Below are 23,985 nucleotides of genomic sequence, written 5' to 3' on the forward strand. Positions count from 1 at the left end.
AGGGCGTGAAGAGGTATCGAAGGCCCCGGCGGCAACAACCTGAAAACGGCTGTTTGAAAGGCCGGGGCGGTATCGGTAGATACGATGCCAAAACCGCGTGCAGGTTCAAAGCAAGTGACGGTTAACGCCCCTCCAGCAGTTGCCCCGCCTGATCCAGCAACGCCAATGGATCCTTGGTTTTGTGGATATCCACCGACAACAACTGCCGAAACCGCCGTGCCCCCGGGAACCCGGTGCCCAAGCCCAACACGTGACGGGTGATGTGATGCATCGCCCCACCAGCGGCCAGATGATCGGCGATGTAAGGCCGCAACTGCGCCAACGCCTCGGCCCGGGTGATGATCGGCGCGGTGCTGCCAAACAACTGCTGATCCACTTCGGCCAGCAGATACGGGTTGTGATAGGCCTCGCGCCCCAGCATCACGCCGTCGAACGTCTGCAGATGCTCGTGGCACGCCTCCAGCGTCTTGATTCCACCGTTGAGCACAATCTCCAACTCCGGAAAATCCGCCTTCAACCGCGCGGCCACGTCATAACGCAGCGGCGGGATGTCGCGATTCTCCTTCGGCGACAACCCCTCCAGAATCGCAATCCGCGCATGCACGGTAAAACTCGTGCAACCGGCCTCACGCACCGTCCCGACAAACTCACACAACTGCTCGTAACTGTCCCGCCCATTGATCCCGATGCGATGCTTGACCGTCACCGGAATCGACACCGCATCGCGCATGGCTTTCACGCAATCGGCCACCAACCCCGGATGGCCCATCAGGCAGGCGCCGATCATATTGTTCTGCACCCGGTCGCTGGGGCAGCCGACGTTGAGGTTGACCTCGTCGTAACCGTGCTCCTGGGCCATACGGGCGCAGGCGGCCAGGTCGGCTGGGACACTGCCGCCCAGTTGCAGGGCTAGCGGGTGTTCGAACTTGTGGTGGCGCAGGAAGCGTTCGTGGTCACCGTTGAGTAGGGCGCCGGTGGTGACCATTTCGGTGTAGAGCAGGGCGTGTTTGGAGAGGATGCGTAGGAAGAAGCGACAGTGGGCGTCGGTCCAATCCATCATCGGGGCAACACTGAAGCGGCGAGACGGCTCTGAGCGGGATGGTCCAATGTTTACGGGCGCTTTAGGTTTTTCTAAATTCATTAATACTGATCTTTTATACAGCAGTTTTTACCCATTTTTCCTTGTTTTTTGAGGTCGGTTGCTACAATGTAGCAAGCGAAATCAGCAATGTAGCAACTGGAAATGGGCACGATCACATCACGCAAGCGCAAGGACAATTCGACGGCCTATACGGCGCAGATACGGATCAATCGGGACGGGAAGACAGTTTATCAGGAAAGCCAGACCTTCGACCGCAAGCAGGTCGCTCAGGCTTGGATCAAGCGCCGGGAGGCGGAGCTGGCTGCGCCGGGTGCCATCGAGCGTGCGAACCGTAAGGGTGTGACGATCAAAAAAATGATCGATCAGTACCTGGACGAATACGAGAAGATTCGGCCATTGGGGAAGACCAAGCGAGCCACTTTGACGGCGATCAAAGAGACGTGGCTGGGTGAGGTCGATGATTCTGCATTGAGCAGCCAGAAGCTGGTGGAGTTCGCTCAGTGGCGTATGGGCAAGGAAGGTGGCGGTGTCCAGGCGCAAACGGTGGGCAACGATTTGTCGCATTTGGGCGCAGTGCTATCCGTGGCGCGTCCGGCTTGGGGCTATGAGGTCGACCCGCTTGCCATGCCTGACGCTCGTAGGGTGCTGCGCAAGCTTGGTATGGTCGCTAAGAGCAAAGAGCGAAACCGTCGGCCTACCTTGGAGGAGCTGGACCAGCTAATGGAGTACTTTTTTGAAAGGGAGGCCAGGGGTAATAGCTCCATTCCCATGCCGAAGATAATCGCTTTCGCGCTTTTCTCGACGCGCCGCCAGGAAGAAATTACACGGATCTGCTGGGGCGACATCGATGTGTCTCGGCAAGCCGTGTTGGTGCGCGACATGAAAAACCCAGGGCAGAAAATTGGCAATGATGTGTGGTGCTATTTACCAGACGAGGCCTGGGCGATCCTGAATACGATGCCCAAGGTTGAAATGGAGATTTTTCCATACAATGGCAGGTCTGTTTCGGCCGCCTTTACCCGAGCGTGTCATATGTTGGGAATTGAGGATCTTCATTTTCATGACCTTCGGCACGAGGGAGTGAGCCGGCTATTCGAAATGGATTGGGATATTCCAAGGGTGTCGAGCGTCTCGGGTCATCGGGACTGGAACTCGTTACGTAGATATACACATCTGCGCAGGAGGGGAGACCGGTATGCTCAGTGGCGATGGTTTAGGGCGTTACAAGAGGGGGGAAACACAAGTGGACAATTTTGAGCAATGCCAGTAGTGTTGGCAAAAAGCCATTATGAGATAGGGGCGCGTTGATGTTGAAGCTCAAAGATATATATCTTGGCAGTACTGATGCAAAAAACGAAATGCTCAGTAACAGTCCAGAAGAGTTAAAAAGATTCGTCGAGTCGTTTGTTGTTCCCCCCGCGCTAGCTATCGATAAATTTACTGATAGAAGCAAGTATTATGTTGTAGGGCTGAAAGGTACAGGTAAAACGGCGTTATTGCGATATATCTCTATAAAGCTAGAAGATGAGTTTAGTTCGATTTCTACCTTCGTGCTTTTTAAATCAGAAGTTGATGAGGATCTGCGAAAGGATTTTTCGAAAGCTGCAAGAGTGCAGGTTGTTAGTGAAAATAGTGACGCTTTTGAGGGTGATGATGTCGAAGCGGTTTGGCGTTGGTTTATATATAGAAAAATTGCGGCTATAATTCAGGAAAAGAAGGTTGATGCATTCCAGGATAATTTAAACTTAGCAAAGTTCATAGCTGTGGTTAGTTCTGAGGTCTTGACGCAGCCTGAGAAAGCTGGGTTGATGCGCCTGGTTCCGAATATTAGGAAGGGTACTATCGAAATTAGCAAGACGCCTAAGTTGGGTCTTGAATTTGATTGGGATGAAAATGGAAAGGCTAAAGTAAATTTCAATGACCTAGTAAGGCAGGCGGATACTGCATTCAATGCTCTCGATCCCAGCACTCAACGACTTAATATTTTTTTTGATGAGTTAGAACTGAATTACGGGACGAATAAGCAGTATCAGCGTGATGCACGCTTGGTTAGAGATTTAATTGTTTCTATTGAAAAGGTGAATGCGACCTCGAAGAGGTTAGGTTTTCCCTTGTGTCTATATGCGGCTATCCGATCTGAGGTTTTAGTATCGGTTGAGGCTCTTGGTAAGGAAATTAACAAGCCCATTGCCGATTTTGGCTCTATTATTCACTGGAATCGTCCAGGGCTCAGCGCGGCGCAACAGCCTCTGTTGAACATAATCGAGCAGAGAATAAACAACGCCAGAGTAGAAGCGGGTCTCGTAGCGCTAAGCTCGTTGGAGTTGTGGAGGGATTATTTCCCGCAGTCTATTCACAAGCAAATACCTCAAGTCTATGTGCTCCACAATTCTTGGTATCGTCCTAGAGATGTGGTGAGACTATTGATCTCCGTTCAGGACCAATATCCTGATGAGCGGAGCTTTATTCTTCAAGGTCTAGAAGCGGTGAGGAAAGCGTACTCTACTGCTTCTTGGGTAGAGCTTACAGAGGAACTCAAGGCAAAGTATAAGGCAGGAGAGGTTGACGGGATTAAATACATATTTTATGGGTTTAAACAGATCTGTAGCTTAAGTGATCTTATAAGTCGTGCAGATGCCGTTTCAGTGGATCATAAAGAAACTCGTGATTTGCTGGCGCGAGTATCAATTAGAGAGGTTGTGAAGGATCTTTTTCGAATAGGAATTATCGGCAATATAGGGTCTCGTGGTGCTCATATGCGATTCTCATTTCGAGGGGACGATGAGGTGCTTTTTGATCAAGATATATTTGTTCATAATGCGCTCTGTGCGCATCTCTCAATCAGTCGCGAATTCAGATGATGTTCTGAACGGATTGGAAGCTAGTTGGTTATTTATTTAATTCGATGCATTTGGGGGCTTTTCGACCCCAAATGCATTTGAGTCAAGCTGCTCTACCCATCAATTGATTTTGTTCCCTTGTGGCTTTTTCGCGCTGCCGATCAATATAATTTGCGAGGTCCTCCAAGTGAACACCAAGTGCAGCTTTCTGAGAGTTTGCACCAAGGCGGACGACTGGTATATCGATTTCTCCGTCAAGTTGTTTTCGTTTGAATTTCTCCACAGTCAGATGCATGTAGTCTGCGCAAACGCGATCAAGCGGGATCACTGCCTGCCCTTCGTACTGAGCCATTAGTAGAAACAAAGTTTTCATGCTGTTTCCGTCATATTGAGTGGCAGCACCGGGAATTCTTTCTCGAGCTCAGCGTGTGCGTCGAGCTGGCTCGTGTCGACGGTTACTTGTAACGAGCTTCCAGAGCTACAGTCAGGGTGCGTATACCCCATAACAGGCTGCGCGAGCAGGTGATTCTGAGCGATTAGCGTTGCTTCAGCGGGCGCTACCCCGCGCAGCTTTTTGTGGGGTACAAGCGCCTCGGCGGTGCTGCTGGGAAGAGCGGTAATGCCTGCTGCTGCGCAGCAGAGGCTGTTATTTACAGGCGCGTCGACCCAACTGGTGCTGCGGAGCAAAGCGGACTGGGTTTGAGGGGCGTTCTGTTCCTGCTTCATGCCGCTTTCCTCCGGTGTTCGATAGCGAGTTGGTCCATCAGGCGCTGGTGGTAAGTGAGCCGGGCTTCGGTGGGTGACCACGGCCGGATGCGTTCGGGCGCGGGTTCGATACCGAAAAGGCAATCCCAGGTGGCCGGGTCGGGCGGCATCAGGTCGCGGCGTTCGGTGGCCAGGGCAACAAGGTCTGCATGGTGGACGGATGCTGGTAGTGTGAGATCGAGGTTGAAGCGGGTGCAGATGCGCTCCCAGATCCAGTGCTCGACGTCTTGGAAGGCGTGCATCCACTCCTTCAGCGGTCGGACCATGTCGCCGACAAAGGCTTCGGTGCTGTCGTGTAGAAGTGCCGCCAACTTGTCCTCTTCAGGCACCAGATCTGCGACTATGCAGCAGTGCTGGGCCACACTGTAGAACTCTCGGGTGTGGCCATTGAAGCGGCACAAGTTTGACAGCGAGTGGGAGATATCCCGTGGGTCGATTAGGTCGGCATCCGGCTCATACAGGTCAAAGCGTTTGCCGGTTGCGGTAAGAATCTGAGTCATGCGGCCTCCTTGATCAGGTCGACGAGCAGCAGGGCGTTCTGGGTATCCTTGTGCAGCTTGCGCAGGGCGTCGTAGCCGATAAGCAGCGACAGTTGTCGGTCAAACTCTTTGCGGAATCGAGTCACTTCGCGCAGTTCAGCGGTGGCTTTGGCGTGTTGCTGGTGCAGCACGCCGGCATCTTGAGGTGAGAGGCGTAGCATCGGGCAATGACGGCTCATGCTGCGTCCTCCACTTCGACCTGATCCAGCAGAGCGGCCATGCCCAGCGCTTTTTCGCGCAGGTCGAGCGCCTGCTGTGCCTGCGCCTTCGAACTCATGGCGCGGAAGGTGTCAGAGGCCAGCCTCAGTTTTTCGGCGATCTGCATAAGCGTTTGGCGCTCTTGAGGGCCGAAGGCTTGGCTTTCTCTCAGCCGCTTCGCATGGGCTGCGAGGTGCTGGTGATCGGCGCGGATGTATTGGAGGGGTGCCTCCAGCTCACGAATGGTTTTCGCGTTGGCGGCGCGTTCGCCGTTCGTGCCCTCTTCAATGCCTTCGACGCGGCCATCAATGAGCCCGCCTCGGTAGCCAGTCCAGTAGATGAGGGCCGCGCCGACTATCAGGCCGATCAACGCGCAGATTTGAATTGCAGTCATGTGGTGTGCTCCTGGTGGTGTGGGTGGCTGGTGGTGGCAGCCGTTACGGTTGGGCTTCTTCGGTTGCGTCGGCCTGGGCCTTCGCGTGGACTTCGTCGGCCTTGTAGGCCTGGATGTCGATCAGTGCCGCGACGTGGCGGATGTGCGCGTACTTCGGTGCCTTGCGGCTGCTGTCCAGAGTGGTCACGGGCAGTTGAATGCGGCCGCTGGTGATTTCGGCTGCAAATGACTGCTCGTTGAGGTTGCGGAAGTACTGCACGCGCAGCTTTTCGAGGGGGATAAGCACGTCGCCGAAGGTGCGATACAGCAGCTCGACGGTAGCCGTTTCCGGTGCTGGCATCAGGCGCAGCGGGTTTTGAGGCTGGCTAGTCATGAGGCTTTGGGCTCTCCATGCGTTTATTTCGGGCTGGGTGATTCCAGGCATTCAGGCAATGGCGTTTGGTCAGCTCGCGCAGATGCTCCGGCACCTCAAGGAGCGCGGCGTTGCGCTCCTCTCGGGTGCGTAGGGCAATGATCTGGCGGGCGTATTCCCTAGGCCACGTCACGGTTGTCTGCCGGGATGGCAGGAAGGTCGAGGCTCAGTTGCTCTGCTAGCCAGGGGATGCCGGCCTGCCGAACGCGTGTCGATTGGCTGTACTGCATGCCCAGCGTGTCGTGGTACCAGTTGCTGTCCTTCACCCGCAGGTACTCACGGTCACGAACGGGAAACGCCGGCAGGTTGCGGTCGGTGAGCAGGCCTTTCTCACGCATGAGCTTGATCAGGGCGGGTCGGGTCAGGCCGAAGTGTTTGGCGGTCTTTTCGAGGTTGCGCTCCATGGCATACCTCCTAAGCTGCGTGCGCGGCGGGTGTCGCCAGCGCAGCCAGGTGGTTGATGGATTCGCAAACCTGCTCGTACATCTCGGCGTCGGTGCCGTACACGGTGAAGCACTTGGTCCGCGGGCTTTTGACGCCGATGCTCATGACAACGGTGATGCCCGAGCGTGTACGTGTTCGATGCACGGCGAGCCGGATCGGCAATTCAAAACCCAGGTCCAGGTCGATAAACCCACCTGTGGAAACCAGTCTGTAAACCTGTTCCCGCTGCTGGCTACTGAAAGCGCCGTACTCGCGTTCAGCATGTCGTTTCATCTGGGGTTCGCCTGTCAGGTCAGAAGGGCCGTTGACGACCTCCTCAATGAAGTCGGCGAGCTTCAGGTGAGTCTTTTTGGTGTTGGGCACGGTCAGCGTGTGGCGCTCTGAGCCCAGCTCAACGGTGAAGGTGCTGTCGGTCTTGTTGCGTTCAACTTTCAGCCGAAACGCCAACACATCGCGTCGATACAGTCGCCGAAGGGTGTGATTGAAAGTCCCGCTCAGGTTCACCTGGGCGCTAAGCAATGTCAGTGTGCGGTTGTCGATCAGGAATTTGCTCATGCTGCCCGGCCTCCGTCGTTTGGATCGAAAGAAGTCGGTGCTGTACGGGCATGTTGCTTAGGTTTGGACGGGATGAAGGTGCAGCCGTAGATACGGGCCAGGCGCCTTACTTCGAAGATGCGGGATAGATCGGCAACGGCCGGATGGACGTGGAGGGATGCTGTGGTGTGCATGGTTTTGCCTCGCTCTGTGGTGGAAGAGTGAGGCAATTTTTAACCTTGCAGGGTAATCAGGTCAACAGAAAAATAACCCATAAGGTTAATTTTTTTTGCTTTTTCCTCACGATGACGCGGACTCGGGCTCATCTAGATCCGTTAGCAGATCTTCAGAAAAGTCCAGAATGGGATGTGGAATATCGGCCAAAATTGCTTCCCGATCACAATGTCTCAGGAAAAAATAAAGAGAAGAGTCAATAATTTTAAGCAATTTACTACCGCGATCATAATCGACAAAGGGAGGTTGAATTCGTTTGTTGATTTGATGTTGGGTAATATTATGGAGGAATGCGCCTAGGTCGCCAGAACGTACATCCTCGGGCCTGTGATGCACTTTACGTACACCTTCAAGCAAAGTGGAGCGAGATAGACCCTGTTCAATATTGTCTAAGTCTGTTTTTAAAAGCAATTGTATGAAGTAGAAAGGGAATGCTAGTGAGGGCTTGCCGCTTTGGTTGCTCGTTTTTCGTGCTATGTCGACAAAGGACTCAAAGTTTCTTATGTGCCGGCCGCCATATTCACCGGCTTTCGTTTCAAGTGCTGATAATAAGTCTTCGTCACTTATTGTGATGGTTGTGTCAGAAGTTTCTTTAACGCCAGCGGCAATGCAGCACTGCTTGCAGAGTTCTTGCACCACTCCAACACTGTCAAATGAGGACTTTATAAGTTTGTCTTGAATATGAGTGAAGTCGACGTTCAGAAGTTTTGAGCCTTTCTCAATTACTCTAGCAAAATCTTCATTCAACCATGGTTCGACTGGGACCTCAGTGACACGATCTAAAAGATCGCCATTAAACTGTACCAGTCGATTCGCCTCGCGCCATATTCCAAGCACTATGAAAATTACGCCTAGATCCTGGAAGACGCGCAGGTCGTAAGCCAGGCGCTCTTGCACCTCTGGTGAAAGGTAGTGGAAGTTCTCCAGAACAATAAATTTTTCGATACCCTTTTTTCTAAGAAGCTCTGAAACATCTTGAGCGAGCTCCAAATTATATTCGATATAGAGCTCTTTCGATGTGTTGGTCTTGGTTTGCTTGTCTGCAGTACCTGCACCTAAGTTTGCTTCCCCCATAAAGGGGACTTTTACCTTTACCCCTGCATTGATATTGGAAGCTATTTCAAAGCTCAAGCCCTGAGTATCACTCTCAAAGTAAGTAATGTTGGATTGTCTTAGGATAGACCTGTAGATATCAATTGCTTGTGTCTGGGGCGAGCATTCAACCTTAACGTATCCGTCAGGATCTAGATGTTTTAAGGTAAGTGAGGTTTTGCCCTGTTTTGATGATCCGTACACAATGACTTGGTTTTTATCTTGGAGGGCTGCGCTGAAAAGTTCATCAACGCTAGGTCTTTCAATATATGATTCGATAAGCTGGCTGCGAACGCCGAAGACATCGCTAGTCTTGTACTTCATGTGATATCCTTTTCCGAAGTTAGAATGCAGGTTATAAGTCTGATATTTTCCACCGGGCGCGTCCGCAGATCGTCCACTCTTCAGTCATTCGAATGATTCGCTCAGGCCAGTCTGGATTTAAAGCATAAAGATACTTTTCGTTCCCTTCTTGCTTTAGTTGCTTCAGGGTTGCCGCTTGATCTCTGGTTCTTTTTGCAGCCACAAAATGCCCCGGCAAAGCTTCTAGTGATGGATCTATCACAATCTTATCGCCCTCTAGAAATTTCGGCTCCATGCTCATGCCTTCAACGCGGAGAATGAATGCTCGTGGGCCAACTGGGCCCGGGGCATCGATCCATTCCTCTGCATCTCTAGGATCAAATAACATGTCAGGTTCGCACCAGGCGCCAGCTGCGATAGATCCCATCACAGGTAATTTTCGTCCTGTATGGCTTAAGACTGTAGCGTTGTTGAATTCGCCTAAGCCATACGGCATGTCTAGGTAACCGTCATGAAGATGCAGGGCTTTTTCGATTTCTCGGGCGATTTGATCGCCAATGCCTTTGGTTGGATTTTTTCCGCCGAACGCGCTCACCTGGGCAGGAGCTTTGCCCAAAAGCTCCGCTATGTCGGTCAGGCGTAGCTTCCGATCAGCTAGGACCCTACGGAAATTTTGGAGGCGGGTATCAGATATTTTCATGAGGCGATTCTGGCGCGATTAACCTTATAGGTGAATGCTCTGTCGGGTATTGCAAAAAATAACCCCATAGGTTAATTTTCGGTTTCGGAGGGCTTGTAATGAAGCTACGTGACTACATCAATCATCTGGATGCTGAGAAGCAGAGGGCTTATGCGGAGCGATGCCGTATCGCTCCGAGCTACCTGCGGATTCATGTCAAATATGCGAGTAAGGATCCAAGCGTGTCTCTAATTAAATCGTTGGCACGCGAAAGTGAAGGCTACGTTTCTCTTACTGAGGTACTGGAGCATTTCGGTGTAACTGAGGCGCCACCGTCAAGCAAGGCGGCGTAGCAAGAAAAAAGGCGACCCAAAGGTCGCCCAGTTCCTCCCGGCACGCACCACCACAGCGCTGTCGGGTCGCGATAAAGGTAGGCGGGCACACCACATGCAAACCACCTCCCTTTATCGCGCTTTCCCAAGGCTCGGAAGCCTTGGTGTTGCTGCCTTTTCCACCACAGATTGGGCAGCTGTTGCGCCAGGGGTGAGCAACGGATTGCTCGCCCCGGCACGGTGCCGGTGTCGATCCCTAAGATCTAGCCGGCGTTTGGGCCCTTTCAAGCCACGCGGCAAATGTATCACCACTGCATGTCGCGCGGCACTGGCAACTTATAAGGATTAATGCCATGAGCCGAATCGCTCTGAGTTGCGTCGAACGAGCACAGCGGGAAGTCCTGCCGCTCGATCTGGCGCTTTACCATGCCGCACGGGACTATCCGGGCGGCGCCGCTGCAATCGCCGCCACCACCGGCCGAAACCCCACCACGCTGCAGCACAAACTGTCCCCCACGCATCCCAGCCACTCGGTAAACATTCAAGAGTTTGGCGAGATCCTCGAGCTGACAAAGGACAGGCGCATTCTGGATGCGGTGCATGCCTTGGTCGGCGATACGATCTGGCATGAGCTGTCTGAGGTGTACACCACTGACATGCCCGAAACCCTGACCATCGGTCTTGCCGAGTATTTTCGGCAGGTGGCCGATCTGGCCGACACCTGGGCCAAGAGCATTGGCGATGGGGTGGTCAGCGATCACGAGCTGGCCGCGATCCGCCTGCAGGTGTTTCGAGGTATCCAGGGGCTGCTGGGTTTGTTCAACCGCGCCACGTACGTCAACCAGACAACGCGGGGTGACGGCCGTGGCTGATATTGCTGATTTTGCCAATGACCTGGTGCAGGAGCGCATCGATCAGGCGCTTGCTGCGCGCAGTGCGTTCAAGCCGGCGTTGCCTGGGCATTCGTTGTTGTTCTGTGAAAGCTGTGACGATCCGATCCCCGAGGCACGGCGACTGGCACAGCAGGGCTGCACGCAGTGTGTGAACTGTCAGTCCATCGATGAGATGCGGGAGGCTCGTCATGCTCGATGACGTGCTGAATCAATTTGCGGACTTCGGTCTGGAGCCCTCGCAGCCGCTGATTTACAGCAAGCTGACTCGATGCAAGACCGCCCTGGATAAGGGCAAAGAGAAAAACGGCTGGTACGTTCTACACGAGCACCACACCGAGAAGGGCGAAACCCTGATCTTCGGTGCGTTCGGCGATTGGCGTACAGGGGAAACGCACAAGATCAAGGTAAAGCCCGGCCGGATGACTCCTGAAGAGCGTGAAGTCATGCGCGCTCGTCAGGAGGAAGCCAAGCGCAAAGCCGCTGAGAAGGCTGCCAACGCTGCCCGTCGAGCGGCTAACCGTGCTGCTGGGTTGTTCAAGCGGATGCCCGAGAAAGGCCGTAGCGCCTACTTGGATCGAAAGCAGATCGTGGGCCTCGGCGTTCGTTATGCCCCGCGCTCCGGCGCGGTTTTGGTGCCCATGCAAAACGCTCGGGACCAGATCGTCGGGTTACAAGTGATATTCCCCGAGAAGCAAGAGGACACCGGCCGCGACAAGTCTTACTGGCCATATGGGATGGCGAAGGAAGGCGCCTTCCACCTCATTGGTCCGCACCCTGAGCCGGGCGAGCCAGTGCTGGTGTGTGAGGGCTACGCCACCGGTGCAAGCCTGCACATGGCGACCTCGTTGACGGTCGCCATTGCCTTTGATGCGGGCAACCTGATGATGGTCGCCAAGGCAATGCGCGAGCGGTTCCCGGGGCGTCCAATCATCATCTGCCGGGATGATGACTGGAAAACCAAGCGCCCGAATGGCGAGCCCTGGAACCCAGGTGCAGAGAAGGCCAACAACGCGGCTACGGTTGTAGGTGGTCAGGTAGTCGGCCCTATCTTTTCGGTTGAGCGAGAGGACAAGTGGACCGACTTCAACGACCTGCACTGTGCTGAAGGATTGGAGGCGGTGCGCCGCCAAGTACTGGCGGTGGTCAAGCCACCTGCAGCGGGCGGTTGGAAAGACCAGTTGGCCCGCACGGAAAACGGCATGTTGATCGCGCACATGCAAAACGTAGAGCTGATCCTGGGCAACGACGAACGTTGGGCCGGCGTGATTGGCTTCAGTGCGTTCAGCTCCAAGATCGTCAAGCTGCGTGCTGCCCCCTATGGCGGCGGTGTCGGCGATTGGGCTGATATTGATGACATGCTGGTCATGAAGTGGCTCGCGCAACAGTACAACCTGCGGGTCAAGGCGAGCAGCGTTATCGAGGCTGTCAGTGTTGTCGCGCATGACCATGCCTTTCACCCTGTACGCGATTACCTGAATGGCTTGGAGTGGGATCGAGTACCCCGGCTCGACACCTGGTTGACAGACATCATGGGCGTAGCCCCGACGGATTACAGTTCCAAGGTAGGTAAGCGCTGGATGGTCTCGGCGGTCGGCCGGGTGATGCAGCCGGGCTGCAAGGCTGACTCAGTGATGATCCTCGAAGGCGCCCAGGGCGCCGGTAAATCCACGGCCATGGCGGTGCTGGGAGGTGCCTGGTTTATGGATACCCCCTTCGCCTTGGGCGACAAGGACGGGTTCCAAGCGATTCGCGGCAAGTGGATCGTTGAGCTGGGTGAGCTGGACAGCTTCAACAAGGCCGAGTCCACCAAGGCGAAGCAGTTCTTTTCCGCCTCGACTGACACCTACCGTGAAAGCTATGGCCGCAGAACGATGGACGTGCCACGCCAGTGTGTTTTCGTGGGTACGACGAACCAGGACGAATACCTGAAGGACGCCACCGGCAACCGGCGTTATTGGCCGGTCGCCTGTACTAAGGTGGAGCTGGATAAGTTGCGCGAGATCCGCGACCAGCTGTGGGCCGAGGCGATGTTTTGCTATCAGTCCGGCGATATCTGGTGGGTCAATCGGGAGGAGGCTCCGTTGTTCGCCGAGGCCCAGGAAGAGCGCTTTGTGGTGGATGAGTGGGAAGGCCCCATCCTGGCCTGGCTCGAGGAGTATCAGGTCGGAGAGACGGCGACCGGCACCGACATTCTACTGGGCGCTTTGAAGCTGGACTACGGACATTGGGGCAAACCTGAACAGATGCGTGTTGGAGCGATCATGCATCGGTTGGGGTGGCGCAAGGTCCGGCTACCCGCGTTGCCGAAGAGCGGCGTCCGGCCCTGGGGCTACAAGAGGCCACAAGATTGGGGCAGGGCATCGAACCTGAAAGTGCAGCCGGTCGAGGAGCCATGTTTCGATGATTAAGGAGATCGATGCGCGGCTGCGCAAATGGGCCGAAGAGCTGCATAGCGACCTTAGTGCCGGCGGTCTTGCCGGTGGGAACATGGTTGCCATGATGATGGAGAGCAATGGGCAGTTGATTCGAGGCCGGCGGGCGTTCCGTGCGCCGTTGGAAGGATCGTTGGATATCGAACTGATTGTGACCAAGCACCTCGATACGGCGCATGAGCAGATCGTTCGAGAGCACTACTGCAACCAGGACATCGACATGCGCCTGAGATATGCCCACTGCGGCTGCGGGCGTGACACCTACTACCAGCGTCTGCATGAGGCGCACCTGTGCATCTATGGGCTATTGATGGGGATCGCTGCTTGATCCTTTCTGCGTCCGTGGTTGTCCTGCCGGCTCGCCTTGTCCCACTGCTGTTTGATGCAGTTGGACAAGCGCGGGCCGCGCTGTTGTTGGCCTGTCCTACTGTCCAACCTTCCCGCACGTCCCGCCCATGTGTGAGCGTAGCGGGAGTGCATACGCGCCCATGGCGCGCACGCGTGTTCTTAGCTTTTTCTCTTTACGTGAGAGAAGGGAAAATAAAGTAGGACAGTGGGGCAGGCCCCGATTCTAGGCGCCTGTAGCTGTCCTACTTCGATCAAGGATAGTAGGACAGGAAAGACAGCGCCCCAGGCGCTGGAAGCCGAAATAAAGATATTCGCCGACATTGCCTAGGCGTTCACCAGACATTCACCGGGTGGCATTAAAACAGGCTTGCTGCCACCGGAATCGACCTGTAAAAAGTACTCATCTTCGATAGGTGCGACCGCATAGAGCGGCAGGCACCACACACCAAACCCGGCCCTTGCGTCGGGTTTTTGCATTTAAGGGGCGGGGCAATGACGAACGAGCAGCAAGCACTGGCAGAGATGCCGATCTGGTTAGTAATTCTCCTGGCCTTGGTTGGCGGCGTATCGGGGGAGATGTGGCGGGCCGACAAGGATGGGGCGCGAGGCTGGGCACTACTGCGGCGGCTCGCACTGAGGTCGGGTGCCTGCATCGTCTGCGGGGTCTCGGCGATGATGTTGATGATCGCCGCCGGTATGTCGCTTTGGACGGCGGGCGCCTTGGGATCTCTTACCGCAATGGCCGGCGCCGATGTCGCCATCGGTCTATACGAACGCTGGGCTGCCAAGCGACTGGGTGTCACCGAGGCATCTGAGAGTGCCGGGTAGGGGGGGCGGGGGAGGGTGCTTTTTCTGGGTCCTCCCCTTGGCCCGCCCCCTACACGGGTTACCGAACTCGCGGATTCCCTGCAGCTGAGTTTTTTGCAGGGATGTCCGTCTTTTCAAGGGGTTAGCGATGGGAAGAACAGTCAGCAAAGCCGAGTTGAGCGAGATCGTCGGCCGCGATGAACGCACGCTGACCCGTTGGCAGAACGACGGCATGCCGGTAATCGAGTTCGGCCTGGGCCGGGGCAACGAAAACCAATACGACACCGAGGCGGTGATCCAGTGGCTGATGCACCAGGCCGCCCTCAACGGCAAAAAAGAATCCTCTCGTGACCGGCTCGACCGGGTCAGGGCCAATCGTGAAGAGCTGGCGCTGGCCAAGGATTTGGGCGAGGTCGTAATCGCAGCGGATCTGATCGGACGCTTCGAGGCAATGATCACGGCAGCCAAAGTCGAGCTGCTCAACTCATTTCCGGATGAGTTGGCGGAACAACTGTCTGCGCGCTACGGCGTTGAAGTTGACGAGCGCCTGATCGCCGACCCCATCGAAACCATCCTGAGGAGGCTGTCAGACTATGACAAGGATGATGCCCAGTCAGATGGAGATTCTGACGAACCGGACGATCCGGAGGGCCTTGAAAAAGACGGCGATTAACGCGCTGCGCGGCGCCTGCCGGAAGTGGGCACCGCCGCCGCGCATGAGCATTATCGAATGGGCGGAAAAATACCGCTGGCTGGCGCCAGAAGAGTCAGCCCGCCCCGGCAAATATCGCTTCAACGTCACGCCTCACCTGACCTGGCCCGGCGGCCCTCTGGAGGCGCTGGACGATCCGGCGGTCACCGAGATCGTAGGCCGCAAGTCGGCGCAGGTAGCCTGGACATCGGGCGTTCTTGGTAACGCACTGGGCAAGTGGATCGACATTGATCCGTCGCCGATCCTGGTGCTGTTTCCCAAGGCCGAGGCCGCTAAGCAATACGTCGGTGAGAAGCTCGAGCCCATGATCGAGGCGACGCCACGGCTACGCAAGAAGGTCGATTTACGCAGCCGCAAGTTGCAGCAGCGCCAAGACTTTAAGCGCTTCCCTGGCGGTTTCCTCAAAATGGTGGGCTCCAACAGCCCGGCCAGCGTGAAGTCGACACCAGTACCGCGTGTAGCCATTGAAGAGCCCGATGACTGCAACCTCAACCTGCGCGGGCAGGGCGATAGCATCAAGCTCGCCAAGGAGCGTCTGAAAACCTTTCGCCGTTCCAAGATCATCATCGGCGGCACACCAACGATCAAAGGGCTGTCGGCGATTGATGCGGAGCTGGAACTGTCGGACAAGCGCATCGGCTTGGTGACGTGTCACGAATGCGGCCAGGAACATGCGCTGAGCTTTGACAACCTTCACTGCGATGAAGACCCTGAGTATCACCACGAGGTCTACGGCAAAAAACGGCCGGAGAAGGCGTTCTATTCGTGCCCACATTGCGGCGCGATTTGGGACGACAACCAGAAGAACGCGAACCTCAAGCACGGGCGCTGGCAGGCCACGGCTGAGTTTCGCGGGATTGCCGGCTACATCCTCAATGAGCTGTACGCTACCTTTTGGGGGTCACGCTTTCAGGCGTTGATGGAGAAAAAGCTCCAGGCGGAACACGCAGCGGCGCAAGGCAACATCGGCCCGATGATTGCCTTTGTGAACAGCTCCAAGGGCGAAAGCTACGAGTACCAAAGCGACGCGCCCAAGTCAGACGAACTGGAGAAGCGGGCCGAGCCATACGCCGAACTGACAGCGCCCAGGGGCGTGTTGTTGGTGACCGTGGGTGTAGACGTGCAAGGTGATCGTCTGGCGCTGGTCATCACCGGATGGGGACGCGGCGAAGAGTCCTGGCGGCTCTATTGGGGTGAGCTACACGGCAACCCAATCGACCCCCACGACAGTGTCTGGCAGGAGTTGGATCGGGTCATCGCTCAGCCCATCCCTACCGAAGGCGGCGCGCACCTGGCGGTGTCGGCGGTCAGCATCGACAGCTCGGACGGTAATACCAGCGACGCCGTTTACAGCTATGTACGTGATCGGCAGCGCTTCAACATCATGGCGATCAAGGGCGCGTCGATTGACAGCCGAGACAAGGAAATCTTCACCAAACCTCCGCAGTCTGTGGACACCTCTCAGGACAACACCAAAGCGGCGAAATATGGCCTGCGGGTGCACATCGTTGGCACGCACAAGGCCAAGACGCTGATCGATGGCCGTCTGCGCTTGAAGGGTGTCGGACCAGGGCGCATGCACTGGTACAGCGAGATCCGTTCGGACTACTACGAACAGCTCACCAATGAAGTGCTGGCGCCTCATGCGCGTAACCCCAGCAAGATGGTCTGGCAGAAAAAAGCCGGGCGCCGCAATGAAGCCCTGGACTGCGAGGTGTATGCCCTGCACGCCGCACGTAGCCTTAAAACGCATCTGCTACGTGACCACGAGTGGGACCAGTTGGAACAGCAACTGATGCAGCCAACGCTGTTCAACACCGAACAACCGGTCGCACCGGTACCGCGCCGAGTAGTCGCTCGTGGGCGGGGCACCCGCAGTCGAGCGGGCTATTAAGGAAATCAACCATGACTGACGCACAAAAGCGCCTAGCTGAAGTTAGGGCGGCAATTTCTGACGTCCTGAAAAACGGTCAGCGCCTGCGCCGGGCTGATCGTGAGGTACAGCTGGCAGAGCTCAACAGCTTGCGCCTGCTGGAGAAGCAATATGCCGAGCAAGTCGCCAACGAACAGGCGGCGCTGCGTGGCCGAGGCCGCAATCGCGTCTCGTACCTGGGGATCTGATCATGTGGCCATTCAGTAAGCGTGAGGGCCCGGCCGATCTGCTGATGCGAGAGGCCATTAAGGTGGCCAGGGCTTCGGTGGACGGCCAGCAGGTTGTTGCTCAGGGCGGTGGCGGCGGTGTTGAAACTCGCTGGCGGGGCGCTTCTCGCATGCTGCGCAGCATGGCCAGCTGGATCCCTGGCCTCGGGAGTCCACGACGAGACTTCAATCAGAGCGAGCGGCGAATGCTGGTGGCCCGTTCAAGGGACGCCATGCGTAACCACCTGATAGCCCGCGCTGCCATCACCCGGTTGCGCACCAATGTCGTGGGCACCGGGCTGGTGTGCCGCGCCCAGGTGGACCATGAGGCCCTGGGTCTTACCGAAGAGCAGGCAGACGAGTTGAATGGCCGGTTGGACCGGCTTTGGTCGTTGTATGCCGATGATCCGAGGGAATGTGATGCCGAAGCGACCCTCAATCATTACCAGTTGCAAGCCCTGGTATTGGTGTCGTCGCTGGTTGCCGGTGATGTGTTGGTGGCCACCCCGGATAAGGAGCGGCCGGGCTGTGTCTTCAGCACGCGACTGCAGCTGATCGAGTCGGATCGGGTCGGCAATCCGAACGGCGGTATGGACCGGGTCAATCTGGTTGATGGCGTTGAGTTCGATTCGCTGGGCGCGCCCGTGGCCTATCACGTCTGTACCGGCTATCCCGGCGAGCATCTGGCCGGCAAGCCACTGAGCTGGGAGCGACTTACCGCGTTCGGTGAGGAGACAGGCCGACGGCGTGTGCTGCACGTCCTGGCGGACAAGGAACGTCCAGGTCAGAAGCGCGGGGCTCCCTACCTGGCGCCTGTGCTGGAGCCACTGCAAAAGCTGGAGCGCTACAGCAGCGCGGAGCTTATGGCCGCCGTGATCTCCGCAATGTTCACGGTGTTCATCAAAAAGAGCTCTGATTTCCCAACCGGCAACCTGCCGATGACTGCGTTGGCGGACGAGCGCCCTGAAGGCGATGACACCACCGATGGCGAGCTGGCCCTAGGCGAGGGGGCCGTGATTGACCTCGGCGTTGGTGAAGAGCCAGTCGTAGCGAACCCAGGCCGACCCAATGCCCAGTTTGATCCCTTCTTCACCGCCGTGGTGAAAGAGATCGGCGCTGCCCTGGAGCTGCCACTTGAAGAGCTCTTGCTCCATTACAGCAGCAGCTACAGCGCGGCCCGCGCCGCCATGCTTCAGGCTTGGCGTTTCTACAGTCTGCGTCGTTGGTGGCTTGCCTGTGATTTTTGCCAGCCAAGCCGTGAGCTGATTATCGACGAAGCCGTGGCTAGGGGCCTGATCGACCTACCGGGCTACGGCGACCCAGCCAAGCGCAAGGGCTACTGTCAGGCCATTTGGATCGGTCCCGCCCGTGGGGCTATTGATGAGCTGAAGGAAGCCAACGCGGCCGGTAAGCGCATCGAAATTGGCGTGAGCAACGAAACCCTCGAAACAGCGGCCATGACCGGCGAGCCCTGGCAGCAGGTGTTCCGTCAGCGTGTACGGGAAGTGGAGCAACGCCGCGCTAAAAACCTGCAGGCCCTGCCCAAGGGCGGGCTAGAAAACTCGCCTGACCCCAAATCCGAAGAGGACTGAATATGCCTCGAGCACTTGAGCTGGCTGCGTCGCAGCCCTGGCTAATGCTGCCTGACGCCCTGGATAACTTGCTGACCATCGCCGACCGCATGGGCGATCCGATGGCCCTGGCAACCCGGCGCGGCGAGCGGCTGGAAGATACCCGCAAAGTCACTATGCGAAACGGCGTGGCAGTGATCCCCGTAACTGGGCCGATCTTTCGCTACGCAAACATGTTCACTGAAATCAGTGGCGCTACCAGCACTCAGGTCCTGGGCACGGACATCCAGCGAGCGCTGGACGATCCCAAAGTCCGTTCGATTGTGCTCAACATCGACAGCCCTGGCGGTGTTGCCTCCGGCATCAATGAACTGGCCGAGATGATATTCGCGGGTCGAGAGCGCAAGCGGATCGTGGCGTACATCGGTGGCATCGGGGCGAGCGCTGCGTACTGGATCGCCTCGGCAGCGCACGAGATCGTCATCGACGAAGCCAGTTTGGCCGGGAGCATCGGCGTTGTCGTCGAGGCTGTCGTTGAAAGTGACGCTGCCAACGGCCGCAAACGCTATCAGATCGTTAGCAGCAACGCCCCGAACAAGCGGCCCGATCTCGCAACCGAAGAAGGGCGCGCCAAGATCGGTGAAACCGTGAATGCCCTCGGTGAAGTCTTCGTCGGCAAAGTGGCGCGAAACCTGAGCACCGACGCCGCCAAGGTCCCCGCAATGGGTGACTTCGGCGGATTACGCGTCGGAGCCGCCGCTGTTGAGTCGGGTCTGGCCCATCGGTTGGGCTCGCTTGAATCCCTCATCACCGAACTGGCCAAACCGGCCATCACTGTCCCAAGGAAAACCACCATGACCACCGTACATACCACGGCGGAGCTGCGTACTGCGCTGGCCGCCGGCACTGATCCGAACTCCATCGAAATCGCCCAGGCCCAGCAGCCTGACCTCGGCGCCATTCGAGCCGAAGGCGCCGCTGCAGAACGTGATCGCATCAAGGGTATTAACGCCCTGGCCAGCAAAGGCTTCGAGAAGGAAATCGAAGCGGCTATCGATGCTGGCACCACGGTCGAGGCCACTGCCTTGCAATTGTTCAAGGCGGCTCAGGATCGCGGGATCTCCCTGGCAGCGATCAAGAGCGATGCGCAGGGCGTGACGGCTACAACCCCAAGCGGTGATGGCAAGCAGGGCGAACGCCAAGCAGCCGTCAGTGCAATCGTTGCGGGCGCTTCGCGCCGCTGACAGGAGACATTCATGAGCAACCCGGAACGTAAAACCTACCAGCCGAGCCATCTTTCTGCCGGTGACTTTCCCATTGCAATGGACACCGGTTTGATCGCCGCTGGCCAGACCCTCCTTCGTGGTTCTGTCTTGGGACAGGTCGCCAGTTCGAAAGAGTTCGTGCTGTGCAAAGCCGCGGCTGAAGACGGCTCCCAGGTGCCTGCGGCCATCCTCGACGAGGACGTGGATACCACGGGCGGGGCCAGGAGCGCGCCCATTCGTTTGACAGGCCAAGTGCTGGGCACCCAGCTCCACCTCGGTGAGGGCCTAACCCTGGCTTCGGCCAAAGCCGCCCTTCGACCTTTCTGCATTTTCATCCGCTGACCGGAGCATCTGATGACCGATATTTTTGACACCCTTACCATGCTCGAAGCCGTTGAGCAGATGAACACGCCTCGTCGCTTCTTGATGAACACTTTCTTCAACGCCGGTAACCCCGTTACCTTCGGCACCGAGACTGTGACCATCGACATCATCAAGGGCCAGCGCAAGATGGCGCCCTTCGTACACCCGTCGTTGCCCGGCAGTGTCTCGCTGCGCAACGGTTTCAGTTCCGAAACGTACAAGCCACCCTACATCCAGCCCAAGCGGGAGACGCGGGCAGAACAAATCCTCAAGCGTGCTGCCGGCGATAACCCATTCTCCTCGCGGACTCCCCTGGAGCGAGCGGGCGAGCAGTTGGGGCGCGACCTGATCGACCTGGACGACGAGATCACTCGTCGTGAAGAGTGGATGTGCGCTCAGGCGCTGAGCACTGGACGCGTTCGGGTGCTGGGTGATGGCGTCGATGACACCATCGATTTTCTGATGGAGGACAGCCACAAAATCGTGCTGGGGGCCGGGCGTTGGAACACGGCGGACTCCGACCCTATTGCCAACTTGCGGCAGTGGAAGCGCCAGATTGCCAAGGATTCCGGGCGCACCGGCAACGTCGCTGTGCTCAGTGGCGAAGCCCAGGATGCTTTCCAGCGCAACGAGACAGTGTTGAAGCAGCTCAACTCTCGCCGGGTGGACATGGGCGTGATCAAGCCTGAAGAGCTGCCAGATGGCGTGACCTATCTTGGCTATCTGAACGACCCCGGCATCGACCTGTATGTCTACGACGAGTGGTACCTGGACGATGACGGTGACGAACAGCAGATGGTGCCAAGCGGCGGCTTGATGCTGGGCTCGACCTCGACTCGAAACGCGATGCTGTATGGCGCGATCAAGGACATCGAAGCCATTGAAAGTGGTCTGGTTGAAGCGGCCCGTTTCCCCAAAAGCTGGGTCACCCAGGATCCGAGCGCCCGGTGGTTGAAACTGCAAAGCGCTGCTCTGGCCGGGATGCTGGAGCCTAACGCTTTCGTCTTTGCAAAGGTGGTGTGATATGGCTGCCAAAGTTGAGTACGTAGTGATCGAAGGCTGTGTGCAGGACGGTGCCAAGCTGGTGCGAAAAGGTGAAGTGTACGTTCCGCCCAGCACTGAGATCCGGGACCTGTTGCTCGAAGAAGGCGTCATTGCCAAGCGCGGCAAGCTGGAGTCCGGATCCACCGCATCGGATGACGGAGATAGCTGATGGCCTTCCGTGACCAGGTGGCAGCGATGGATGTGCAGTTGCTGGATGTCCTGGGCGACGAGGCTCTGGTCGACGGTCGCGACTTACCGGTGCCGGGATTCTTCTCGGCGCCCTGGTTGCAACCAAAGGTGGGAAGGATCAACACCGGTATACGCGAGCCAGTGTTCGCCGTCCGTATTGTTGATGCCCACCTCATTTCGGATGGCCAGTTAATCACTGTCCAGCTGATGCCAGAAGACGGCGGCGGGCGTTATGTCGTCGTCAAACGTGAGCCGGATGGCACCGGTTGGGTCAACTTGATTCTTCGGGAGGTGCGATGAGCGTCGGCAGCCATGTCAAATCCTCGGCCAGCTCCGGTCTGTTCACGCTGCAACTGGCTCAAGCCGATAAGGATGCGTTCTCCGACTTTGCCGCCCTTGTTCCACAAGCCGCCCGTGCAGCTCAACGGCGAGCCCTGAATAAGACGCTGCGTTGGTTGCGCACTCACATTGCACGAGCGGTAGGCCGGCAAGCTCGAATCGCCATCGCCGCTGTGCGTCAGCGACTAAAGGCTTACCCAGTCAACTCCAACGAGCAAGCCAAGTTGTGGTTTGGCATCAATCCCATTGAGGCCAGTCGCGCAGGTCGGGTACGACAGGGCCGCTCTGGTGTCTCTGTCGCGGGTCGCAAGTATCAGGGGGCGTTCTATAAGACCGTTTATGGCGGCGCGCCTGACATATGGATTCGTACCGCCAGTAAACACTTCAGAGCAAGCGACTATCCCGACAGTGACGTGTCAGGCGGCGGTGGGCCAAGTTCGGGCTGGATTGCCGAGAACGGTAGCCGCTATCCACTGGCCAAGGCCAAGATATCGCTCGACGACGTGCGGCCTCACTTTGAGGAATGGTCGCGTCGTGCGCATCAGCGACTGCTTGAGATCCTGGAGCAGGAGATGAATTTCGAGCTGCAAAAATACTTGAGGAAATCAGCCCATGTCTGAGCCCATCATTCCTCTCGACCAGCTTTACTTAGCCATTGAAGAACAGATCGCCCAGGCCATCCCCGGCTTGGCATACATCTGCACCATGCCCGACATGCTGCAGCACGTACCCATCCCCGCAGTTGTGCTTGAGCTGGTCGAGCTGGAGCCCGGTCGGGACCCCGGCACTGGCGAAGTCGGAGTCGAGGCGCGTTTCGAAGCACGCGTCATCGTCGGCAGCGATCACGAGCACTGCCAGCAGGTAGCGGCTTTCATTGCGGCTCAACTGATTATTTTGCTGCGCATGCAGACATGGGGATTGGCGGTCGAGCCGGCAGAGTTCGTCCAGGCATCACAGGACTGGACCCGGCCGGAGCTCGACAGCTATGCGGTGTGGGTCGTTGAGTGGACCCAGGGTATTTACTTAGGTAAGGAAGAGTGGCCGTGGCCGAATCAGCCCCCAGGCACCTTGCTCTGGGGCTTCAGCCCTGACACTGGTCCTGGTAGCGAAGGTAGCTATCAGCCACCGGAGGGAATGGCATGAGCTATCCCAGTGCGCAGCATGACCGCATGCTGGCCGGCCTGGTCAAGGATTGTTATGTGGTCGCGCTGGATCTGACCGCTTCGCCGCCCGCATGTCGGGTGTCGGATGGGGACTGGGTCAGTGCCTGGGTGCGTTGGCACAGCATCGCCGCCGGCAAAGCCCGTCATTGGCGAGCGCCTAGCATGGGAGAGCAGGGAACTCTGGTAAGTGCCAGCGGCGATGTGGCGCAGGGCACATTTATCCCCGGTCTGTATGGCAATGCCGGGGCACCTCCGGACAACCGCGACCACGTCGAGGTGTGGCGTTTCGATGATGGTGGCTCTCTGGTCTATGACTGGCAGGCCGGCACGTACACCATCACCGTGCCAAGCGGTACCGTGACCATCAAAGTCGGCGGAACCGAAGTGGTCGTAACGGACAGCGAGATCAACGCCACGGCAGGCGATATCACCCTGACCGGCAATGTGCTGATCAACGGCCCATTACAGGTCACGGGCGATATCAACGGCGGCGGGAAAATCACTGATACCGGTGGCAACACGCCGAACCACAAACACTGACTCCGACATTTATCCACAGCCCGCCACGTGCGGGCTTTCGCATTTCTGGAGCAACCCATATGAGCAAAACGCGAACGGGGACCGGGCGGACAGCAGCCGACGCAGCGTTGCCTGAGCCAGTCCAAACCGAATCGCCGGCACCCATCGGACCGGCGCGAGTGTTCCGCGACACCCGGTACACCTCACGCACGCTGATCATGCCAGACGGCAGCACCTTGCCGGTCATCGCCGGCCAGGTCACGGCCTGCGGCGATGATCAATACGCCTTTCTCAAGGCACACCCGGATATGCAACTGCTGACGGAGTAATTCC

Annotated in this window: 32 protein-coding genes; 21 read left to right on the plus strand and 11 right to left on the minus strand. The window is 57.2% G+C overall.

The window, feature by feature from the left end; translation table 11 throughout:
• Window positions 1–121 precede the first annotated feature (121 nt).
• Window positions 122–1,141 carry a tRNA dihydrouridine(20/20a) synthase DusA gene (gene dusA / locus AC3A5O_RS15370; RefSeq protein ID WP_487753381.1) on the minus strand — a complete coding sequence of 340 codons (1,020 nt, stop codon included), beginning with the start codon at window positions 1,139–1,141 and terminating at the stop codon, window positions 122–124.
• 102 nt (window positions 1,142–1,243) lie between these two features.
• Here dusA and AC3A5O_RS15375 point away from each other — a divergent pair, with 102 nt between their 5' ends.
• Both AC3A5O_RS15375 and AC3A5O_RS15380 read left to right on the plus strand, forming a co-directional pair.
• The gene (locus AC3A5O_RS15375) at window positions 1,244–2,359 is read left to right on the plus strand and encodes a tyrosine-type recombinase/integrase (RefSeq protein ID WP_487753382.1); all 1,116 of its coding nucleotides are present in this window, start codon (window positions 1,244–1,246) and stop codon (window positions 2,357–2,359) included.
• 50 nt (window positions 2,360–2,409) lie between these two features.
• A complete protein-coding gene (locus AC3A5O_RS15380; RefSeq protein WP_487753383.1) occupies window positions 2,410–3,963 on the plus strand; it encodes a P-loop ATPase, Sll1717 family in 1,554 nt (517 codons plus the stop codon).
• An 82-nt stretch (window positions 3,964–4,045) separates the two neighbouring features.
• Here the strand turns inward: AC3A5O_RS15380 and AC3A5O_RS15385 are convergent, their stop codons facing one another.
• The 10 genes from AC3A5O_RS15385 to AC3A5O_RS15430 form a co-directional block, all read right to left on the minus strand.
• Window positions 4,046–4,315 carry a pyocin activator PrtN family protein gene (locus tag AC3A5O_RS15385; RefSeq protein WP_487753384.1) on the minus strand — a complete coding sequence of 90 codons (270 nt, stop codon included), beginning with the start codon at window positions 4,313–4,315 and terminating at the stop codon, window positions 4,046–4,048.
• A complete protein-coding gene (locus AC3A5O_RS15390) occupies window positions 4,312–4,668 on the minus strand; it encodes a hypothetical protein (RefSeq protein ID WP_487753385.1) in 357 nt (118 codons plus the stop codon). Before AC3A5O_RS15390 ends, AC3A5O_RS15385 begins: the two co-directional genes overlap by 4 nt.
• Window positions 4,665–5,207 carry a phosphohydrolase gene (locus AC3A5O_RS15395; RefSeq protein WP_134923535.1) on the minus strand — a complete coding sequence of 181 codons (543 nt, stop codon included), beginning with the start codon at window positions 5,205–5,207 and terminating at the stop codon, window positions 4,665–4,667. The genes AC3A5O_RS15390 and AC3A5O_RS15395 overlap by 4 nt, the downstream gene beginning before the upstream one ends.
• Window positions 5,204–5,425, minus strand: a complete 222-nt coding sequence (locus tag AC3A5O_RS15400) for a hypothetical protein (RefSeq protein WP_176688298.1) — start codon at window positions 5,423–5,425, stop codon at window positions 5,204–5,206. The genes AC3A5O_RS15395 and AC3A5O_RS15400 overlap by 4 nt, the downstream gene beginning before the upstream one ends.
• Entirely contained in the window at window positions 5,422–5,838 is a 417-nt protein-coding gene (locus AC3A5O_RS15405; protein WP_487753386.1) for a hypothetical protein, read from the minus strand. The genes AC3A5O_RS15400 and AC3A5O_RS15405 overlap by 4 nt, the downstream gene beginning before the upstream one ends.
• A 43-nt stretch (window positions 5,839–5,881) precedes the next feature.
• The gene (locus AC3A5O_RS15410; RefSeq protein WP_123351314.1) at window positions 5,882–6,211 is read right to left on the minus strand and encodes a pyocin activator PrtN family protein; all 330 of its coding nucleotides are present in this window, start codon (window positions 6,209–6,211) and stop codon (window positions 5,882–5,884) included.
• Window positions 6,212–6,369: 158 nt separating this feature from the next.
• Window positions 6,370–6,654: a phage antirepressor KilAC domain-containing protein gene (locus AC3A5O_RS15415; protein ID WP_487753387.1), complete on the minus strand. Its 285-nt coding sequence runs from the start codon at window positions 6,652–6,654 to the stop codon at window positions 6,370–6,372.
• Window positions 6,655–6,664: 10 nt separating this feature from the next.
• Window positions 6,665–7,249, minus strand: coding sequence for a hypothetical protein (locus AC3A5O_RS15420; protein ID WP_047227244.1), 585 nt, complete (start codon window positions 7,247–7,249; stop codon window positions 6,665–6,667).
• A 279-nt stretch (window positions 7,250–7,528) separates the two neighbouring features.
• Window positions 7,529–8,878 (minus strand): hypothetical protein, encoded by a 1,350-nt coding sequence (locus AC3A5O_RS15425; RefSeq protein ID WP_487753388.1) that lies wholly within the window; start codon window positions 8,876–8,878, stop codon window positions 7,529–7,531.
• A 31-nt stretch (window positions 8,879–8,909) separates the two neighbouring features.
• Window positions 8,910–9,557 carry a LexA family protein gene (locus tag AC3A5O_RS15430; protein WP_487753389.1) on the minus strand — a complete coding sequence of 216 codons (648 nt, stop codon included), beginning with the start codon at window positions 9,555–9,557 and terminating at the stop codon, window positions 8,910–8,912.
• 98 nt (window positions 9,558–9,655) lie between these two features.
• Here AC3A5O_RS15430 and AC3A5O_RS15435 point away from each other — a divergent pair, with 98 nt between their 5' ends.
• From AC3A5O_RS15435 to AC3A5O_RS15525, 19 genes are all read left to right on the plus strand, one after another.
• Window positions 9,656–9,889: a hypothetical protein gene (locus AC3A5O_RS15435; RefSeq protein WP_487753390.1), complete on the plus strand. Its 234-nt coding sequence runs from the start codon at window positions 9,656–9,658 to the stop codon at window positions 9,887–9,889.
• 332 nt (window positions 9,890–10,221) lie between these two features.
• Complete coding sequence (locus tag AC3A5O_RS15440) at window positions 10,222–10,740, plus strand: phage regulatory CII family protein (protein WP_014339658.1); 519 nt, start codon at window positions 10,222–10,224, stop codon at window positions 10,738–10,740.
• A complete protein-coding gene (locus AC3A5O_RS15445) occupies window positions 10,733–10,960 on the plus strand; it encodes a TraR/DksA family transcriptional regulator (protein ID WP_014339657.1) in 228 nt (75 codons plus the stop codon). The genes AC3A5O_RS15440 and AC3A5O_RS15445 overlap by 8 nt, the downstream gene beginning before the upstream one ends.
• Window positions 10,950–13,169 carry a VapE domain-containing protein gene (locus AC3A5O_RS15450; protein WP_487753391.1) on the plus strand — a complete coding sequence of 740 codons (2,220 nt, stop codon included), beginning with the start codon at window positions 10,950–10,952 and terminating at the stop codon, window positions 13,167–13,169. The genes AC3A5O_RS15445 and AC3A5O_RS15450 overlap by 11 nt, the downstream gene beginning before the upstream one ends.
• Complete coding sequence (locus AC3A5O_RS15455; RefSeq protein ID WP_487753392.1) at window positions 13,162–13,521, plus strand: PA0613 family protein; 360 nt, start codon at window positions 13,162–13,164, stop codon at window positions 13,519–13,521. The genes AC3A5O_RS15450 and AC3A5O_RS15455 overlap by 8 nt, the downstream gene beginning before the upstream one ends.
• 512 nt (window positions 13,522–14,033) lie before the next feature.
• A complete protein-coding gene (locus tag AC3A5O_RS15460) occupies window positions 14,034–14,369 on the plus strand; it encodes a phage holin family protein (RefSeq protein WP_431495276.1) in 336 nt (111 codons plus the stop codon).
• Between the two features lie 127 nt (window positions 14,370–14,496).
• Window positions 14,497–15,021 carry a DUF1441 family protein gene (locus AC3A5O_RS15465; protein ID WP_343470288.1) on the plus strand — a complete coding sequence of 175 codons (525 nt, stop codon included), beginning with the start codon at window positions 14,497–14,499 and terminating at the stop codon, window positions 15,019–15,021.
• A 43-nt stretch (window positions 15,022–15,064) separates the two neighbouring features.
• Entirely contained in the window at window positions 15,065–16,954 is a 1,890-nt protein-coding gene (locus AC3A5O_RS15470; RefSeq protein WP_487753393.1) for a phage terminase large subunit family protein, read from the plus strand.
• A gap of 11 nt (window positions 16,955–16,965) precedes the next feature.
• A complete protein-coding gene (locus tag AC3A5O_RS15475) occupies window positions 16,966–17,181 on the plus strand; it encodes a hypothetical protein (RefSeq protein WP_444758307.1) in 216 nt (71 codons plus the stop codon).
• Window positions 17,182–17,183: 2 nt separating this feature from the next.
• Window positions 17,184–18,791, plus strand: coding sequence for a phage portal protein (locus AC3A5O_RS15480; RefSeq protein WP_487753394.1), 1,608 nt, complete (start codon window positions 17,184–17,186; stop codon window positions 18,789–18,791).
• A gap of 2 nt (window positions 18,792–18,793) precedes the next feature.
• Complete coding sequence (locus AC3A5O_RS15485) at window positions 18,794–20,014, plus strand: S49 family peptidase (protein ID WP_487753395.1); 1,221 nt, start codon at window positions 18,794–18,796, stop codon at window positions 20,012–20,014.
• A 12-nt stretch (window positions 20,015–20,026) separates the two neighbouring features.
• The gene (locus tag AC3A5O_RS15490; RefSeq protein ID WP_487753396.1) at window positions 20,027–20,377 is read left to right on the plus strand and encodes a head decoration protein; all 351 of its coding nucleotides are present in this window, start codon (window positions 20,027–20,029) and stop codon (window positions 20,375–20,377) included.
• A gap of 12 nt (window positions 20,378–20,389) precedes the next feature.
• Window positions 20,390–21,421: a major capsid protein gene (locus AC3A5O_RS15495; protein ID WP_431495271.1), complete on the plus strand. Its 1,032-nt coding sequence runs from the start codon at window positions 20,390–20,392 to the stop codon at window positions 21,419–21,421.
• Between the two features lies 1 nt (window position 21,422).
• Window positions 21,423–21,611, plus strand: a complete 189-nt coding sequence (locus AC3A5O_RS15500) for a hypothetical protein (protein ID WP_325918064.1) — start codon at window positions 21,423–21,425, stop codon at window positions 21,609–21,611.
• Window positions 21,611–21,931 carry a head-tail joining protein gene (locus AC3A5O_RS15505; RefSeq protein WP_444758304.1) on the plus strand — a complete coding sequence of 107 codons (321 nt, stop codon included), beginning with the start codon at window positions 21,611–21,613 and terminating at the stop codon, window positions 21,929–21,931. Before AC3A5O_RS15500 ends, AC3A5O_RS15505 begins: the two co-directional genes overlap by 1 nt.
• Entirely contained in the window at window positions 21,928–22,590 is a 663-nt protein-coding gene (locus tag AC3A5O_RS15510; RefSeq protein WP_444758303.1) for a hypothetical protein, read from the plus strand. The genes AC3A5O_RS15505 and AC3A5O_RS15510 overlap by 4 nt, the downstream gene beginning before the upstream one ends.
• Window positions 22,583–23,113 (plus strand): hypothetical protein, encoded by a 531-nt coding sequence (locus AC3A5O_RS15515; RefSeq protein ID WP_487753397.1) that lies wholly within the window; start codon window positions 22,583–22,585, stop codon window positions 23,111–23,113. Before AC3A5O_RS15510 ends, AC3A5O_RS15515 begins: the two co-directional genes overlap by 8 nt.
• Complete coding sequence (locus tag AC3A5O_RS15520; RefSeq protein WP_487753398.1) at window positions 23,110–23,673, plus strand: phage baseplate assembly protein V; 564 nt, start codon at window positions 23,110–23,112, stop codon at window positions 23,671–23,673. The genes AC3A5O_RS15515 and AC3A5O_RS15520 overlap by 4 nt, the downstream gene beginning before the upstream one ends.
• Window positions 23,674–23,732: 59 nt before the next feature.
• Window positions 23,733–23,981, plus strand: coding sequence for a hypothetical protein (locus AC3A5O_RS15525; RefSeq protein WP_487753399.1), 249 nt, complete (start codon window positions 23,733–23,735; stop codon window positions 23,979–23,981).
• Window positions 23,982–23,985: the final 4 nt, after the last annotated feature.

The sequence above is a fragment of the Pseudomonas sp. Soil_N_39 genome (assembly GCF_057655955.1).